This is a genomic window from Dolichospermum lemmermannii CS-548 (assembly GCF_028330815.1).
Lineage (GTDB): Bacteria > Cyanobacteriota > Cyanobacteriia > Cyanobacteriales > Nostocaceae > Dolichospermum > Dolichospermum lemmermannii.
Genome location: NZ_JAQMTJ010000124.1, coordinates 1 through 17,469 on the forward strand (window position 1 = coordinate 1; position 17,469 = coordinate 17,469).

20 protein-coding genes and 2 pseudogenes are annotated in these 17,469 nt (G+C 35.1%); 8 read left to right on the plus strand and 14 right to left on the minus strand.

Going from position 1 to position 17,469, the window contains the following annotated elements; translation table 11 throughout:
* Together PN450_RS24055 and PN450_RS08400 are read left to right on the plus strand one after the other, a co-directional pair.
* A pseudogene (locus PN450_RS24055) lies at positions 1-115 on the plus strand (Rpn family recombination-promoting nuclease/putative transposase); the annotation flags it as partial.
* Between the two features lie 226 nt (positions 116-341).
* Positions 342-596 (plus strand): annotated as a pseudogene (locus PN450_RS08400) (UPF0175 family protein).
* Between the two features lie 69 nt (positions 597-665).
* Here the strand turns inward: PN450_RS08400 and PN450_RS08405 are convergent.
* The 3 genes from PN450_RS08405 to PN450_RS08415 form a co-directional block, all read right to left on the minus strand.
* A complete protein-coding gene (locus PN450_RS08405) occupies positions 666-854 on the minus strand; it encodes an addiction module protein (RefSeq protein ID WP_271835993.1) in 189 nt (62 codons plus the stop codon).
* 129 nt (positions 855-983) lie between these two features.
* The gene (locus tag PN450_RS08410; RefSeq protein ID WP_015079803.1) at positions 984-1,664 is read right to left on the minus strand and encodes an alpha-ketoglutarate-dependent dioxygenase AlkB; all 681 of its coding nucleotides are present in this window, start codon (positions 1,662-1,664) and stop codon (positions 984-986) included.
* Positions 1,664-2,644 (minus strand): class I SAM-dependent methyltransferase, encoded by a 981-nt coding sequence (locus PN450_RS08415; RefSeq protein ID WP_015079804.1) that lies wholly within the window; start codon positions 2,642-2,644, stop codon positions 1,664-1,666. The genes PN450_RS08410 and PN450_RS08415 overlap by 1 nt, the downstream gene beginning before the upstream one ends.
* 260 nt (positions 2,645-2,904) lie before the next feature.
* Between PN450_RS08415 and PN450_RS08420 the strand changes: the two genes are divergently transcribed.
* Positions 2,905-3,381: a DUF29 domain-containing protein gene (locus tag PN450_RS08420; RefSeq protein WP_271835994.1), complete on the plus strand. Its 477-nt coding sequence runs from the start codon at positions 2,905-2,907 to the stop codon at positions 3,379-3,381.
* Positions 3,382-3,414: 33 nt separating this feature from the next.
* Here the strand turns inward: PN450_RS08420 and PN450_RS08425 are convergent, their stop codons facing one another.
* From PN450_RS08425 to PN450_RS08460, 8 genes are all read right to left on the minus strand, one after another.
* Positions 3,415-3,639 (minus strand): type II toxin-antitoxin system HicB family antitoxin, encoded by a 225-nt coding sequence (locus tag PN450_RS08425; RefSeq protein ID WP_271835995.1) that lies wholly within the window; start codon positions 3,637-3,639, stop codon positions 3,415-3,417.
* The gene (locus PN450_RS08430) at positions 3,636-3,863 is read right to left on the minus strand and encodes a type II toxin-antitoxin system HicA family toxin (RefSeq protein WP_168466880.1); all 228 of its coding nucleotides are present in this window, start codon (positions 3,861-3,863) and stop codon (positions 3,636-3,638) included. Before PN450_RS08430 ends, PN450_RS08425 begins: the two co-directional genes overlap by 4 nt.
* A gap of 363 nt (positions 3,864-4,226) precedes the next feature.
* The gene (locus PN450_RS08435) at positions 4,227-5,639 is read right to left on the minus strand and encodes a glycosyltransferase family 2 protein (protein ID WP_271835996.1); all 1,413 of its coding nucleotides are present in this window, start codon (positions 5,637-5,639) and stop codon (positions 4,227-4,229) included.
* Positions 5,640-5,756: 117 nt separating this feature from the next.
* Positions 5,757-8,525 (minus strand): bifunctional acetate--CoA ligase family protein/GNAT family N-acetyltransferase, encoded by a 2,769-nt coding sequence (locus PN450_RS08440; protein ID WP_271835997.1) that lies wholly within the window; start codon positions 8,523-8,525, stop codon positions 5,757-5,759.
* A 270-nt stretch (positions 8,526-8,795) separates the two neighbouring features.
* Positions 8,796-9,257 (minus strand): hydrogenase maturation protease, encoded by a 462-nt coding sequence (locus tag PN450_RS08445; protein ID WP_271835998.1) that lies wholly within the window; start codon positions 9,255-9,257, stop codon positions 8,796-8,798.
* Positions 9,258-10,007: an SDR family oxidoreductase gene (locus PN450_RS08450; RefSeq protein ID WP_271835999.1), complete on the minus strand. Its 750-nt coding sequence runs from the start codon at positions 10,005-10,007 to the stop codon at positions 9,258-9,260.
* 185 nt (positions 10,008-10,192) lie between these two features.
* Entirely contained in the window at positions 10,193-10,480 is a 288-nt protein-coding gene (locus PN450_RS08455) for a type II toxin-antitoxin system PemK/MazF family toxin (protein WP_233466919.1), read from the minus strand.
* Positions 10,438-10,659 carry a ribbon-helix-helix domain-containing protein gene (locus PN450_RS08460; protein WP_053538672.1) on the minus strand — a complete coding sequence of 74 codons (222 nt, stop codon included), beginning with the start codon at positions 10,657-10,659 and terminating at the stop codon, positions 10,438-10,440. The genes PN450_RS08455 and PN450_RS08460 overlap by 43 nt, the downstream gene beginning before the upstream one ends.
* 383 nt (positions 10,660-11,042) lie before the next feature.
* Here PN450_RS08460 and PN450_RS08465 point away from each other — a divergent pair, with 383 nt between their 5' ends.
* From PN450_RS08465 to PN450_RS08485, 5 genes are all read left to right on the plus strand, one after another.
* Positions 11,043-12,044, plus strand: coding sequence for a hypothetical protein (locus PN450_RS08465; RefSeq protein ID WP_271836000.1), 1,002 nt, complete (start codon positions 11,043-11,045; stop codon positions 12,042-12,044).
* Entirely contained in the window at positions 12,038-13,597 is a 1,560-nt protein-coding gene (locus PN450_RS08470) for an Eco57I restriction-modification methylase domain-containing protein (RefSeq protein ID WP_148765454.1), read from the plus strand. The genes PN450_RS08465 and PN450_RS08470 overlap by 7 nt, the downstream gene beginning before the upstream one ends.
* 249 nt (positions 13,598-13,846) lie before the next feature.
* Complete coding sequence (locus tag PN450_RS08475) at positions 13,847-14,161, plus strand: hypothetical protein (protein ID WP_246862981.1); 315 nt, start codon at positions 13,847-13,849, stop codon at positions 14,159-14,161.
* Between the two features lie 41 nt (positions 14,162-14,202).
* On the plus strand, positions 14,203-14,358 hold the full coding sequence (locus PN450_RS08480; RefSeq protein ID WP_271836001.1) for a type II toxin-antitoxin system PemK/MazF family toxin: 156 nt from the start codon (positions 14,203-14,205) through the stop codon (positions 14,356-14,358).
* A 62-nt stretch (positions 14,359-14,420) separates the two neighbouring features.
* Entirely contained in the window at positions 14,421-14,528 is a 108-nt protein-coding gene (locus PN450_RS08485; RefSeq protein WP_271836004.1) for a hypothetical protein, read from the plus strand.
* 216 nt (positions 14,529-14,744) lie between these two features.
* On the opposite strand, the gene PN450_RS08490 is transcribed toward PN450_RS08485, so the two are convergent.
* From PN450_RS08490 to PN450_RS08500, 3 genes are all read right to left on the minus strand, one after another.
* A complete protein-coding gene (locus PN450_RS08490; RefSeq protein WP_053538671.1) occupies positions 14,745-15,302 on the minus strand; it encodes a hypothetical protein in 558 nt (185 codons plus the stop codon).
* A complete protein-coding gene (locus tag PN450_RS08495) occupies positions 15,302-15,850 on the minus strand; it encodes a hypothetical protein (RefSeq protein ID WP_271836002.1) in 549 nt (182 codons plus the stop codon). Before PN450_RS08495 ends, PN450_RS08490 begins: the two co-directional genes overlap by 1 nt.
* A gap of 511 nt (positions 15,851-16,361) precedes the next feature.
* Entirely contained in the window at positions 16,362-17,144 is a 783-nt protein-coding gene (locus PN450_RS08500; RefSeq protein WP_271836003.1) for a hypothetical protein, read from the minus strand.
* Positions 17,145-17,469 lie beyond the last annotated feature (325 nt).

Sequence of the window (17,469 nt, forward strand, 5' to 3'; positions counted from 1 at the left end):
AGGTGAGAAGTCCGGTATTGAGAAGGTTGCCAAAGCATTGAAAGAGCAAAATATAGCCATAGAAATTATTGCAGAATCAACTGGTTTATCTTATGAAACTATTAAAAGAATTTGAGCGAATAATGCCAATTGATAGACTTGGCGATCGCATTACCGACTTTAACCCCACGGAAGGCGATTCCTAGGTCGCGCTTCGCTATCGCTCTCAGCTTTGAATTAATTTGAGGGTGCGATAGCGAAGCGCGACCTAGGAATCGCACCACAACCCAGATATCGCCGTATACTTTGAGTTAATCATGATCTTTGTTATTATTTTATCAACCTTTGCTATACAATAAATCATGTCTTTGCAACTCAAAATTAACTACCCCGAAACTTTACCTGATGCTGTTGGTAAAACTAGAGAACAGTTTTAACAAGAAGCAAAATGGGCTATGGCAGTTAAACTATATGAAATGAAACGCCTTTCTTCTGGTATGGCTGCGGCGTTACTGGGAGTAGAGAGAGTAACTTTTATTCTCAAATTAAATGATTATGGAGTGCCATTAATTGATTTTAGTCCAGAGGAATTATTATCAGATATAGAAAATGCCTAACACCAGTGAAATTGTTATTAATACTTCTTATTTAATCTCTAATTGAAGCTTTGATTTCTTGCCATGTCATTACAAGATTACATCATCTGGATTTGTTTCATAATCACTAATCCGACGATCAAGTTCTCGTTTTTGTGCTGTTGTTAAATCGGGATCAGCCTGTTCTGCTGCGATACTTTCTAAAATATCTTGTACAATCCGAATTCTATCTGCAATACTCAGGGCTTTGATTTCATTTAAAGTTACACTGATATCCATGTTAACTGACCTCAATAGGAAGATAAGGTATTTATCTATTTTCTAGTGTAGGCGATGCCTACGGCGAGCGCAGCTATCGCCATCTTATCAATAATATTTAGATGCGTTTTTGCTGATTTTACATATACTTTATTTATCAGAGAACATGACAGTTCTAAATGTCAGAGAAATACGTCGAGAACGTTTAATTATTTTTCCTTCAAAAGAATCACTTTTCCTTTTGGCTATTCCATGTGACCAGTTATATCTAGCTTCATTTTTAAGGACAATTAAACTTTTTGGATCAAGTAATAGCGAAGTTTTCATTCCTGTCTGGTTATGACTAAAATCCATTACACATGATGAACAAAGGCTTAAAGATATAATGACATCTGTAAAACAAGATACGCAATCTGTGTGACTAGAAATACCTTGTCCCGGTTGGTAGTCATTCACAATTACTTGATCTGGTACTGTTGGGCTAAAGACTTTATGTAGCCTTTGTGCTAAGGTTAATGCCCAGTCAGGAAGAGGTGCAATGTAAAATGACTTATCAATATTATGCTTCTTATAATCATACTTATAGCCATAATGCTGTACTCTTCTTTGCAAATCTGTAAGCCACATCTGACTGTCAATCTTCTCCACTAAAAAATCATGTTCATCACTACTGATGAAATTACGAACATAAATTAAGTCGCTAATTTGCTCATGAGTTACTGTCTCTAGACGACTTTCACTGTGCTTGTCTTTATCCTCTTGAAAAAGTGGGATATCTTCAAAAAGACTTAACTGATTACCAATAGTTAACTTATTCTTGATTTGGCGCATTAGTTTTCTCCCATATCTAAAAATCGAATGTCATAGTAAAGCTTTGTTTCCCGATTTTGAACCCCACTCAAAATGTCATGGTAGTAAAAATTAGTTTTAATTGGTCCAGTTATGGCACTTTTTAACTCAGTGACTTGTTGACAAAATTCATGCCAATTAGTATTTAAGTCTGAATATTGAGGATTTTGAAAAATGAGGCAGATATCACTAAACAGGAATTTTGTAAAAACTGATTCTTTTAAAAAGTTAACTAATTGCGTAATAGCTCTTGTATTTAGGGAAGGACTAGCAAAGAAGTAGGAAAAATTTAAAACAACTAATGAAGTGTCATCAGCAAAGTTTGTTATGTAAGAAGAAGGTCTTTCTCCAAAGGAACTTGATACCGAATTAGGCTGATAAAACCAAAATTTACTTTCCTCATGAAAAAGTTTAGGAAACTGACTAAACTCCTTAGCTTTTCGGAGCATAGATTCAGCCTTGTCTATGCCTATATATCGGAATTTTAGCTTTTGATTCTTTCCCTGTGAATGTTCTGAAAAGTATCTTGCTACTGATATTCCAGAAGTAAGAGGTCCACAGCCGAAGTCCAGAAATAAAACTTGCTTATTTGATTCAAAGAAGTATGGTTCAAAAACTTCTGAATGCTTCTCGAAAATATATAATTGACTTACGGTGTGCTGCTTCATATTATTATAGCAATAGACTAGGACTCTTTCGTCTTGTGTTAATCCCTTATAAGGTTTGTCAAAGTTAGCTTGACCTGAAAGAACATAATTTTTTCCGTTTTGTTGTCCTTCACCTACGATAGCTTTGATTTCATCAAAGTTCTTACTTCTGTAAGGCTCTATAACTAATCTCTCCCATTGTTCTGTTCTTGGATGATCGTTGAATGGTTTTTGAACTGTTTCCTTAAAAAAGGTTATAAGTTCATCTGATTGCTGATAAATTACTTTACCATTATCATTTATGGGTATTATCATATCATTTCTCACACCACTGACTATGTCTTACCGTCTTTACTGATAAATAAACACAAACTCATTATACTTTTACGTGCTGATGATTGTCAATGAAATATAGAGGATTTATCGTGATTTTTGTCAGTAGATTTGACATATAGGCTGATTTCAGCAATTTGTGTTTTTGGTATAAATTTAGCTTTTTATACTTATCACTGAAGTAAGTATGTTTATAAAAAATTAAGCTAAAATAAAATAAATAGTAAAATCCTCGCCAGTATATGGTTACATCAACACAACCGACAACTCAAACCTTATACGATCAGGACTATTACCTGTGGATAAGAACAACCATTAACCAACTTCGCACAGGACAATTTTCCGCTGTTGATTTAGAGAATTTATTAGAAGAATTAGAAACTATAAGTAGAAGTGAGAAACGAACAATTGTAAATTTATTAACTAAGCTGCTTGTCCATCTACTAAAACTCAAATGTTGGGATAGTGAAAGAGAACGTAATCAAGGACATTGGTTAGGGGAAATTAGGACATTTCGCAAACAGATTAAGAACTCTCTTAAAGATAGTCCAAGTTTAAAACCTTACATTTTAGAAATATTTGATGAATGTTATCAAGATGCGAGAAAAGAAGCATCTGATCGCTCACAACTTCCCCTGGATATATTCCCTCTTATCCCCATTGGTTCATTAGAACAAATTTTAGATGATTGGTTGCCAATACAAAAAAATGAAGTATGAAATTTTGTACCAGTTGTGTAAGTCTCGTAAAAATTAGGCTGCTAATAAAGATTTACCCAAAGTTTTTGGTTCTGGAAGGGGTTCACCATCTTGTAAGCAAGATTCGATTAACATTTCTAAGACTTCCTGAGCATTTTCTAAAGCTTCTTGATATGTGTCCCCATGTGTATGGCAAAACTCTCCCCATTCAGGAAGACTGACAACAAAACATTTATCTTCTTGAGACCACTGAATAATTATCGTGTAATGATAACTCATTCTTCTTCTTCCTCTTGAACCTTTTTAATTTCTTCTATTCTTTTGATAGCGTTATTAACATCTTTTTCCTGATATTCTTTAGCATCCTTTCCATCTTTACCTGATATAGTAACTCTCCCAGTAAGTAATGGATGATACCAGTTAGTATGACTGCCTTTCCCCGTCCGACAGGTAAACCCAGCTTGAAGTAATAAGCTTTTTAATTCTCGGATTTTCTTGGGCATATCTCATACTAATACACTACTAATTTAACCGCAAGTAGTATACAAAATGTGGGCATGAAGAAGATAAATATTAAGATTCATCACAAAAAAATGAAGGATGAAATTTTTGATATTTCACCCTTCAAACTCTGTCCACAACACAGGTTTAAGTAGTGAGACAGAATTAATTACACAATGTCATTGCGTTAGCGTTGCGTGGCGTTAGCCATATGGAACGAAGTGAAATGAAGCAATCGCAAGGGTTGTGATTGCTTCCCTTCGCTCGCAATGACTGTAAATATTTTTGTCCAATTACTTACTTGTGATTGAGTGCAGTCCATGTAAATGGATGCAAGCCCTGCACCCCTACGGTTGATTATTGCCTTATTTCTCAACACCTGTATGGACAGTTTTTACCCATTTGAGGCGTTTTGGTCGGAAAGACATTCGAGCCGTCGTGCTACCCATAACTACTAACCAATGCAACATATATAAACTGCCGCGAAGGGTTTGCAAAAGTACCATTAAATAGGTAGATGGTTTAAATTGTTGATCTGAACGGACGTGCTTTAAACCAGCAAACATTCCTACTACTGACATTCCCAAAGATAAGCCAGTGACAGGACTTAATACGGGGGGACGATGACGAGCGATCGCCATGAATATATCTGGTATTGCTGCTGTCGGTAAAATATACATTGTTACCATAAAGATCAACAAATCCCAGGTTTTCCTTGTCCCCATGCGGTTTTTGAGGATCAGATCCCAGTAGTCTAAATAACGTTGATAACCACCTTCTGCCCATCGGTTACGTTGATGCCAAAGGGCTGTAGCATTGGTGACCGCTTCTTCTTGCACTGGCGGATAAAAAACACATTCAATATCCCATTTATCCAGATGTAACCGGATAGTTAAATCCAGATCATCAGTGATAGTTTCCTCATTCCAACCACCGCAACTAGCCAAGGCTTGACGACGGACAAATTGACCATTACCTCGGAGTTCACCAATCCCACCAATAGCAGTGCGCTGTTGTTGAAACCAAATATCCAACAACATTTCCGCCATTTGTCCCTTAGTCCAAAAATTTTCCTTAGCATTGGCGATCGCTTTACGCATTTGTACCGCCCCTACCCGTTCTTTTTGAAACAACGGAACTATTTGTAATAGCAAATCCGGTGTAACTTGGGCATCGGCATCAAATACAGCAATAACCTCTCCCTTTGTCAGCGGTAATACTTGATTTAATGCCCCCGATTTGCCGCCACTAGCGTCAGGATCACGCCTAAATACATTAAGTTGTTGATATTCCTGCTTGAGTTGGGCGAGTAATTGGGGTGTATTGTCCGTACTATTATCATCAATAATCCAGACTTCATATTGACCATTACCGTATTCCAGATTACACAGATTCTTAACTAATCTGCCAATTACCGCTTCTTCATTTTTAGCAGCCACCAACACAGAAACAAAAGGCAAATCTCCCTCTATCTCTTGGGAATGGTGACGGGGTTTGGCAAAAATAATCCCCAAAGCATGAATACCTAGCATTGTTGTTAGTCCCAGGACAAATATCGAACCCCAGGAAACTAAATGCAAGGTAATAGTACCACTCCAGACTATAGTTAAAACTAGAGCAGCTTTGCCTCTACGGCCTTTAAATCGGCTGGGTGGTAGAGACGCGGAATCCGTCCTTACTTCTGATTCCTCATCTACTGATAGGTCAGTAAAGATAGAGTCAAGGGGATCAGAGTTTCCGTTATCAGCATCATTTTCAGGACAGGAATTCGCCGGCATAGGTTACATAATTCAAAAACATCTATGCTATGTAGCTTTTATTTACAGACTAATACTGTAACAGATTCCTGTCCACCTAATTATAACTTGCTGAAAAAATTTTTCAGGAAACCCCATTTAAAGTTTAATTTCTGCCCTTAATACTGTTGTATCACTTGTATTTGTGATTTGGAACCCAAGTTTTTCACATACTCGCTGCATACCTGAATTATCAGCTAAAATATCAGCATAGATACAGCAACTTTTCTCGTTTTTACCAACTTCTAACAATCTGCGGAGTAATTCTGTCCCTAAGCCTTGATCTTGAAATTTGTCGCTAACTAGCATAGCAAATTCTGCCGCATTACTACCATGTAATTTAGTTAATCTTCCTACTGCTAATATTTCCCGCTTTTCTGTTTCGGGATTTTGGTATTCTGCAACTAAAGCCATTTCTCGATCATAGTCAATAAAGCATATTCGGGTGAGTCGTTCATGGGTAATGCGTTGACTCAATTTAATCATGTGGAAATAGCGGAAATAAACACTTTCTTCTGATAAGGTTTTGTGAAATTCTACCATTAATGGTTCGTCTTCGGGACGAATAGGACGAATAGTAATTGGTGTACCATTATTCAATTTCCAATTACTAATATATTGACTAGGATAGGGACGAATGGCTAATTTTGGTAGTTGATGTTTTTCCACATCAGCAGAATGTAAAACTATCCGCGCATCTAAGGCAATTAATCCTCCAGGATTTATAGGAGTGGGAGGAATAGCCAACAGCGGATTAATATCAATTTCTTTAATCCCAGGTTGTTCCACAACTAATTGACTAAATTCTACCATTAATTGTTCAAGAGCAGCAATATCAATACTTTTCCGTCCTCTGACCCCTTGCAAGGCTTTGTAAATTTTAGTTTGTTCCATCATCCGTCGTGCTAGGGTAGTATTGAGAGGAGGAAGGGCAATAGAACTATCTTGAAAAACTTCCACCAATTGTCCCCCAGCACCAAATAATAATACAGGTCCAAATTGCGGATCTAAACTACTCCCAATAATTAATTCATAGCCATCAGTTTTGATCATTGGTTGTACAGTTACACCCAAAAAATCTTCCGCTTTGGCTTTCTCTTTTACGGATTTTTGAATATTTTGAAAAGCACATTTTACCGATTCCGCATTTTGCAAATTTAACTGCACACCACCCACATCAGTTTTATGGGTAATAGTCTGAGAATAAAGTTTTAAAACAACGGGATAACCCAGATTTTCTGCACATTCCACTGCTTTATCTGCACTTTCAGCAGTGCAACCTGCAACTACAGGAATGCCGTAAGCGGCTAAAATGTCTTTAGATTCAAATTCTGTGAGAATTGTTCTTTTTGCTGTTTTTGCGGCTTGAATAATATTTTCCACTTTAGCACAATTGCGAGTATTCACATCACAAGTTAATGTCGGTAAAACTGGAGTTTCATAAATACCGCGCAGGTTATAACTGGACTTCCACATATAACTAAATACCCGCGCTGCTGTATCGGGATAAGCATAAGTGGGAATACCTTGACGGTTAAGAATTTGTTGTCCCGCAGCTACATCAGCACCACCCATCCAACTGGCTAAAATTGGTTTACCAGACATTTGTACATAAGGTTTTAATTGTTCGGCTATTTGGGTAGGATCTGTCATTGCTTGAGGCGTTAAAATTACTAATAACCCATCACTATTGGGATCTTTTGTGATAATTTCTAAGGCTTTTTTATAACGTTGGGGATCAGCATCTCCTAAAATATCAATAGGATTATTATGACTCCATTGCGGGGGTAAAATTTCATTTAAAGAACTCATTATTTCTGGAGAAATTGCTGCTAATTCTCCTCCATTTTCAATTAATGTATCTGTTGCTAATACTCCTGGTCCACCAGCATTAGTTAAAATCGTTAATCGTGAACCTTGGGGACGGGGTTGTTTTGCTAATACTTCTGACATATCAAATAAATCAGAAATACTATTTACTCGTAACACCCCACAACGGCGAAAAGCTGCATCTAAAACAGCATCACTTCCTGCTAATGCACCCGTGTGGGAAGCTGCGGCTTGTGCTGCGGCTGCTGTCCGACCGGCTTTAATGACAATAATCGGTTTTATTAAAGCCACTTCTCGCGCTGCTGACAGAAAAGAACGCGCATCCCCAATGGATTCCATATAAATTACAATACTTTTAGTATGGGGATCATCTCCGAGATAATAAATTAAATCTCCCCAACCAATATCTAACATTGAACCAATGGAAATGAAGGCACTAAAACCAACATTCTCCTGTAAACTCCAGTCCAGAATTGCTGTGCATAAAGCCCCACTTTGGCTGATAAAACCGACGTTTCCTGGTTGCGCCATTTTACTAGCAAATGTAGCATTTAAACCGGAAATTGGATTCATTAATCCTAAACAATTGGGTCCAATAATTTTAATTTTTCCTCGGTGTGCTTGTTGCAGGATTTCCTGTTCTAAAGCTAGACCTTTTTCACCTACTTCTTTAAATCCGGCGGAAATAATAATTGCTCCTTTAATTCCGGCATCAACGCCATCAGCAATAATTTTTGGGACTGTAGATGCAGGAGTGGCAATAACAGCTAAATCTATTTTTTGAGGAGCATCAAATATAGTAGAATAAGCTTTAATTCCTAATATACTAGAATGCTGAGGATTAATGGGAAAAACTGTTCCTCCAAAGGGATTAGTGATTAAGTTCCAAAGTAGATTCCGTCCCACACTTCCGGGTTTCTCACTTGCACCAATGACAGCAACAGTTTTAGGTGCAAAAATGGCATCTAATGGGTTTAATTTCTCTGGACAAAAGATATTGTAAGGCTTGTTGGTGATTGGTTTGATAGGTGCTTCCATGACTACTCCTTAATCAGTTATAGCGGTATGCTATTGAATGAGGTACAATATTGATGGAAAAAGCCCGTCTGGGAATGAATTCCCAGTCTCATAGCTAAAGTCAGCTAAAGATGACTAAAAATTCTCAAAAATCCTCAGTTTACTTAAGTAAAGTTTGGCTATTAGCCCGGAAATATGGCTTACCCTACACCATCATTTCAGTGCGGGTATGGAAGCCAATAAATAAACTATTTTTAGCTGAAGTTGACACCACTGCTTCTGGACAGAACCCTATTTTTCAATTGTATTAAGAATTTGCATAATTGTAACTATGGCGATCGCTATACCTTTTTCTGCTGTTGGTGAAATGCGATCGCTCAGTTCAAAATTCACTCCTGGGACTGAGACTAACCACGCTGACGGACAATGACCATAGAGGATTTGAGAAAGGGCAAGTAGGGATGACGGATTACTAATATGGGTATTAATAGTATTCAACTCAGACGGTAATAATGATTGCACCTGCACCTGACCAGATTGGGAATTGATACAGGCATCAACAAAAATTGCTAAATTGACATTTGCTAAAGGTGCAGCTAATTCTGGTGTCAATTGATGAACTGCAATGGATTGCACAGATGATAAACAACAATCTTTGATAGCTTTTGCCACTTGTTGTCCAATAGCATCATCACCACGTAAATCATTGCCATAACCAATCACCAATGCACGTACCATTATTTTTGAAGTCATTTACTGAGCCATGAAACCTCCGTCTATGACAAGATGCTCTCCCGTAATAAAGGAAGCCTGATCTGAACAAAGAAAAACTACTGCATTAGCAACTTCTTCTGCTTGACAGATTCGACCCATAGGTATTTTTGAAAGCAAACATTTGTTAAAAGGAAGACGGATAAGAGGACGAGCCAGATCAGTATCAACCACTCCCGGACATACCGCATTAACACGAATATTTGATTGGGCAACTTCTAAAGCCACTGTTTTAGTTAAGCCTAATACTGCGTGTTTACTAGCTGTATAAAGATGTAATGGAGATAAACCAGTTAAGCCTGCGGTTGACGCACAATTAACAATTGTTCCCCCTCCCTGCGCTAACATTTGAGATATTTCATATTTCAGGCAAAGAAATACACCTTTAACATTGACACTAAAGACTTGTTCATAATTTTCAACAGTTTCCTCTGTAATTGAATTTACACTGGTGAAACCAGCATTATTAAAAGCACAGTCAAGACGATCATAGGTTTGAACAGTTTTTTCTACTAAATGTTTTACTTGTTCTTCTTGAGTAACATCAGTTTGAATAAAAATACCTTCTCCACCTGCTTTTTTGATTAATTCAACAGTTTCTTCTCCTTCCTTAACCCTACGGGCAGCAACGACAACTTTTGCCCCTTCTTTAGCAAAGGCAACTGCTGTTGCTCGACCAATACCAGAACTAGCACCTGTGACTAAAACAACTTTATCTTCAAAGTTTTTCATAGTTTAAATCTGCTTTATTATAAGATTATAAAAAGTTTTTTACGACCCAAATTCCACCAAAAGGCATAATTGTATATTGGCAGGTGATATGAATTAGCTGAATGCTTACGATTTATCCTTTGCTTTAAAACTAGCATAAAGATTTGAGAAATTTCTGATAAGACACAAAAACACTGAAAACAAACTTATGTAAACATAGCCTGTATTTTTTGCATATTCGTTATAACCCACATTCCGCCCACAGAAAGTCCATTTTGTGCTGATATAGGTACTTCAACTACCGCAGGTGAAATGCGGGGGTTATTCGGTTTTGCGGAAGTAAAAGGTAAAACTGTGACTTTGCTGCGTTGGTTGTTAAACAAAGTCCCAGAAATTATCAGTGCTGGACGAGTTTTTTGAATTTCTGTACCTACGGATGGGTCAAATGTTACTATCCAGATGCTTCCCATTCGGTAATCGCTATGTTTTGCCATTCACTTTCCCAACCTAATTCTAATTCATCAACCAAGGCGCAAGCTGCGGCTAGTGCTTCATCTTGTTGTTTTTCTTGCCATTGTTTCAAGAGATTTTCAATCAACGCACTACGGTTTTCAACTTTTTGGTCAATGTAATTTAGTAGTTCCTCTGGCAATGAAATTGAGATTTTAGCCATATCCTACTCACAGTCATACTATAAGTAGTATAGCCTAATTTGATATTTTTAGTCTAGTAGTTTGTAAATATAGAATTTGATTTAGTTCGGGTGATAATTTTGGTGATGAGGTGAATATTTACACGATGGCAGCGAACTACTTGCAGCAGCGCTAGTTCCCTCCGGGACGCTTCGCGAACGCTATCGCTCTATTAATCCCTAGTAATAGTTGGGTCAGATAATGTGAACAGATACAGGGTTTCTGGGTTGTAATTTAGGGTTATTAATGGTGGGTTATGTTCCCAAAATCATTAAATATTATTAAATTTTTGTTGTTATGAATTTATTTTCTATATCATAATAATACGCTGTATACTAAAAAGCTAAATAATGGAACAATAATTATGACATTTCAAATAACTCCAGAAAATACCCAAAATAAATCTACTTTGTTGGAATATTTTAGGGAATTAGGAAATGAAAAACTTTCTGAAATCAGAATAGAAGTCGATACTGAAAAATATAAAAAAGATACTAAAAAATATAAAAAAGGCACTAAGAAGTATGACAAAAATACTAAAAAATATAAGGAAAAAATTACTGGTGATATCAATACAGCAATAAATACAATCAAGAAATATTTTTTAGATGAAATTATTAACGCTGCAATTCAAGATAATTGGAATGATAAAGATAAACTGTCTTCACTTCTTTTCACTACTTATTGCGCTAATGTAGTAATGCTTGATTTACGTCATGAAGTGTGGCCTTATGAATATATGGCATTTTCTCGACGAATTGGTGAGCTTTGGGAAGATTTTGTGAGATTACCATTTTTGTACGCGCCAAAGGCAGCAGAATTAACCTCTTTTGTACCACCACTTTTTTCTGAACTTAGAAAAAATCTAAAAGGAGATATTAAAAAATATATTGATACTTTGTCCATTTCTCAAGAACAAAAAATTAAACTCATCAATGATTATGAAAAACTATGGTTAGTTATTGATTCTGGAAAAATAAGTCTTGAGTTAGATTTTCATGCTACTATTAGAGGTAAAAGATTCAATATAGATTTTAAAAGTGGATTTGGATCAAATGAGAAAGGAAATACTAACCGACTGCTTGTGGTGCCAACTATTTATTCTAAATTATTAGAAGATGAATATAGTAATATTCTCCTTGTTCGTGCTAAAGAAGAGTCGAATAATAATTACTTTCAAGCGTTAAAAAATTCTGGGGTTTGGAATGCGTATTGTGGTGATGAAGCTTATGAAAAAATTGGTGATTTCACAACTTTTGATATCCAAAACTGGATAAATTCAAATATTGATTGGCAAAATGATTTATTAAGTACAACAGTAAGTGATCTTCAGAAATCTAATTTAATGGGATATCTACAATGGTAAGAGAAACAAGATATAGAGATAAATACCAAACTTATTTTACATCAGATCAAGCTTTATCTTCATATATGGTTTCACTATTGAGACTAGAAGTGAATGATAAACTACTTGAACCCTGTGCAGGAGAAGGACATCTTTTAGCAGCAGCACTTGATATTAATAAAGATATATCATCTGTCGCTTATGAATTACATCCTGAACACGCAAAAAATCTCAAATTAAAGTTTAGTAACTTAAAGAATGTAGAAATAAGAGAAAGGGATACTATATTTTGTCCAGATTTAGACCTTTGTGAGTCTTTTGATCACAAATTTACAAAGATTTTGGGCAATCCTCCCTATGGAGGTTGGCAAGAATATGAGCGTCGTACAGAATTAAAAAGAAAATATCCGGGATTTTATATTAAAGAGACATATACTGTTTTTTTGCTACGTTGTCTCAAATTACTCGCACAAAAAGGAAGACTTGTATTTATTATTCCTGACACTTTTTTGTATCTTCACAGTTATATTACTATTAGACGTTATATTCTCGAAGAATTTACAATTGAAAGTATAGATGTCTTTCGTTCATCTCTATTTCCTGGTATTTCATTTGGTTATGCTGGTCTTTGTATTATTTCTATACGTGCTGAAAAACCGAAATACAACCATTCTTTTTCTGTGAAATTTGTTGACTCTTTAGGAGATTTTACAGAATCCCCAAATATGAAATCTAATGGTAATAATATCATTCAGAAAGATATTTTTGATAATGAATCTCTATCCATTTCTATATCGGCTAATGAATCAGTTTTTAATAAATTGTCAAATAATATAATTAAAATGGCTGATATTGCTGACTGTGTGACAGGTTTCTACTCAGGAAATGATAGAGTTTTTCTGCGGAAAGCATCTGTTTTAGTCAAAGGTTCTGCTGATTATTTAGTCGTTAATTCTAGTTCTATTGAAACTAAACCTTCTACATTAAAAAATCCTTTAAATGGAATAGAAGGATCAAAACATTTTATTCCTATTCTAAAAGGCGGTGGTTATAATTTTATGAAACCAACTCAATGGTATGTAGATTGGAGTCAGGATGCAGTTGAACATTATAAAACAAATAAAAAATCAAGATTTCAAAACTCATCCTACTATTTTAAAACAGGAATTGGCTTTCCTATGGTGACATCTAAACGTCCTACGGCTGCATTAATTGAGGAAAGTCTTTTTGATCAATCTATAGTAGGAATTTTTCCCAAATCTTCAGTTGATTTATATTTTCTATTAGCTTATTGTAACTCGCCAGTATTTTGGGTTTGCTTAAAAGATATTAATCCATCTGCAAATAATTCTGCTAGGTATATTTTAAAAACTCCTGTAATTTTACCAGATGAGGATACTCTAAAATATATCTCTTTGAAAACTCAAGAATTACTAGTAGAACTCAAGCAAGGTAATAAACAAGTATTATGTGAAATTCTACAACAAGAAATTATTGATTCTATTATGAAATATGTTCATAAGCAGGTATCTCATAAACTGGTAGATACATCTGTTATCAATCTTCTTTCATAGTTGTAAAATTGGTGATAATTTTCAGGTGAGGTGAATATTTCTAAGTGTATATGTCATGGTTCTATTGTTTTCTCTTATTTACACGATAGCTTCGCTCTCTTCGAGACGCTACGCGAATGCCGAAGGGATCGCTCTAGTAATCCCTAGTCATAGTTGAGTGAGATAATGTGAACAGATACAGGGTTTTTATAGACTAATTCGCCATCATTTGATATAATGTAGAACGACAATCACATTATGATAAGAACCATGTCACAAACTGGATTAAATCTATTCATTCCGATGGAGTTATTGATTAACTCTTTAAATGCGCTAAGTTTATCAGAAAAACGGCAGATTTCGCAGCTTCTTAATGAAGCGATCGCTGATGCTGAAGAGGAAAATTGGCGAGAAGATGAAGAGACTAAAAAAGAAATTCAATTAGTCCGTGATGAATATGCGACTGGTAATTACAGTAAATTTAGTAATATCAAAGAACAGTTGAAACAAGGATCTATTAAAAGAGCAGAACGTGATTTAGGATTAGTTGAAGAGTGGTTTAATCTGGAAGAAGAAGCGTATTAAGTAAAGGAAAAATTATCTATCCCCAACGTGGTGAAATCTACTTGGTTAATTTTGATCCAACTATAGGTTCAGAAATCAAAAAAACACGCCCAGCTTTAATTTTGCAGAATGACGTTTCTAATCAATATAGTCCTATAACTATTGTTGCTGCTATTACTTCTCAGTTTACAGAACCTTTGTATCATACTGAAGTGTAATTAAAGTACCAGAAGGAGGTTTACAGGTTGATTCTGTTGCGCTTCTTAATCAAATTCGTTCTATTGATAAACAAAGGTTAATTAAACGTTTGGGCGTTCTGGATGTAGTGACAATGGAAGATGTAGATAGAGCAATTCAGATTAGTCTAGGTTTAGTGAATTTAACATAAATGAATATTTCCAGGTGTATCTGTGATGGTTCTATTGTCTTCTCGTACTCACGCGATCTGCTTGCAGCAGCGCTAGTTCCCTCCGGGACGCTTCGCGAACGCTATCGCTCCACTAATCCCTCATAATGGTTGAGTGAGATGATGTGAACAGATACAGAGTTTTCGGGTTGTAATAAGTGCGTTATTAGATGAATAGAAATTCTATATCCAGTTAGATTAATTAATAGCAACAGAAGGCTCAATAACTGACGACAAGAAACCCTTGATTTTTTGTATTAATGGATGTTGTTGCAATATCTTAATTTCATCATCATTTAGATTTCTAAGTATTGTGTCATTGAGTGAGTGTTTTTTACCTAAGATTGCCTCTAAAAATTCTTTAGGGTTACTTTGAGCAAATTGCCATTCTAAATCATTAAATGGATCTTTTCTTTTTGCTATTTTTTCAATTAATGATTTATCCTGTAAAAATATGGATTCTATTTCTGGAACTGCTAGAGAAACTTGAAAAGGAATACCAGATGATGCTTGATTTAATACATAATTAATTAAATCTTGCTTTTCAAATACTTGAGATTCGTTATTTGTATCTGCATCTATGACAAGAGCAACTGGTGTTTTTCGAGTAGCAAGCAGTGAACTAGCTAAAGAACGCGCTCTATAAGAACTTGCACCAGCTATAAATTTGATGTCTTGAATCAAATTTTTTGGTAGTAATTTCTGTAAAATTACTATATCTCTATCTCTTTCTGTAAGAATGTATGCTAGTGTCATTAGAAACTCTCCGTTGTAACGTCGTAATTGGGGATACATTTTTGAACACAAACACGATATTTTTTGACTAGAAATTCACATATACATTTATTTTCTAGTGAATATTCAATTTCTTCTCCTCCCCATAATAGAATAGTTTGAGGAGCGACAAACCCAGTTAAAGTTACTGTGGCTTCTGTAAATCCAGTTCGACTAAATACGCTACCAATCGCTGTTGCCGGTCTTCGTAGTAATTGATTTCGTAATTTAGCTATGGGTCTAATATTAACCTCTTCAGTTGTATCTTTACATTCTATCAGGCAGGCTAGGCTGTTTGTATATACTACTCCATCAATTTGTTCTACTATTTTACCTTGAATTGTCACAGTATAAGGCCAAGCTATATCAGCACCATCAAGTTCAAATGCACGTAAAACCAAATATTCTAGTGCTTTACCTGCATCCCAAAACTTTGAGGTCTTTTTTTCTTTTATTTCTGACCATAATTTTATTAAATCATCCCATTGATAGGTAGTAATTCTTGTTTGATATTCTGCATCTGTGGTCATAATTCCATTTCAAGTGTATTAATTTATTGACGATTTAATATTATACTACTAGCACGTAAGCTATTTATTCTAGAATTTGATTTAGTTCAGGTGACAATTATTAGGTGAGGTTAATATTTGTGCGATCGCCCTAAACATCCCTAGTAATGATTGAGTGAGATAACATAAACATATACAGGGTAAGGTTCTCAGGTGCGAACTGCTTGCAGCAGCGCTAGTTCCCTCCGGGACGCTTCGCGAACGCTATCGCTCCACTAATCCCTAGTAATGCTTGAGTAAGATAACGTAAACAGATACAGGGTAAGGTTTTCAGACTGCGAACTGCTTGCAGCAGCGCTAGTTCCCTCCGGGACGCTTCGCGAACGCTATCGCTCCAGTAATCCCTCGTAATGGTTGGGTGAAATAATGCGAACATATAGGGTTTTTGGGTTGTAACAAGTGCGTTATTAATGGTGGGTTATGTTGCTGTTTATTATTAAGTTTTGCATCTCAATCTAACCTACTTGCTCATTTATTTATAATCTAAGATTATTTTAATTACAATATTTTCAAATTCTTTATTAATTTCTCGAAGTTTTTCTTCTAAAGTCTTCTCCGGTAGCTTTCTAAATTGATGAACAATCAGACACCTAACATCATATAAAACACCACCTAAGTCCTGTTTTTTGCTAATATCATCTTTTTCATTGCTATCATCATCATTAAATAATTTAATTAATTCATTACAGGATATGAGTAAATTTGGATTATTAATTTTTACATCATTGTTGATTAATATGGATACTCTTCTGTCTTCTTTAGAAATATCTTCTATCTTATTCTTAAGTTTACGTACATCTTTATCTTCAGAAATATTGAATTTACTAATTTCCTCTACAATTCTTCTTTCAAAAACTATCTGTATCATAAGTTCAATGACTTGGTAAAGAAGATAAAATCTGACTAAATGATGTTCCTCATTTTTCAACAAATCTTTGAACAATCTATAAAGATAATCTTCTTTTTGTAAACATGGGGAATTTTTCTGAATTATGAGCTTTTTACCACTAGGATTTTCACTATCAGATATAGTATCAATTTCTTTTAAATTCTCAGTTGGTTCACAGAAGTAATAACCGTATGAATATAAAGAAGTTATATAATTATCAATCTGAAAATTATCAATTTTTTGAAGTGATGAGTTGCATAAAACAAGTATTATAATGTCCTCCCCGTAAAAGTCAGTTAATTCATAATTATTTCTTATGGTGGTCAACTGAGGATTGAATGTTGTGTATTTTTCTTTATTTTTCAATAATTTTAGAAATAGATCCTTATCTTGATTTTCCAGTGCCAGCTTTTCTAAACTTTTGATACTTTCAAGTAAATCTCTTCTATCTAAACTCGACTCATCTCTGAGAATATAAGAAGTAAAACCATCTATAACATCGTTGAATCTATATTCTCCAATTCGATGTGGAGTTGTTTCCTCAACTTCTTTAACCTGAGTTCGATGTAAATAAAAAGTCTAAAAGTACGTAACAGTAACAGTTCTGTCAATAAGTATTGGTTATTGAGAATTAAAGCCCACACCAAAAATTTCTCAAAAAATTAATTTTTTGAAATGTATTTACTATTAG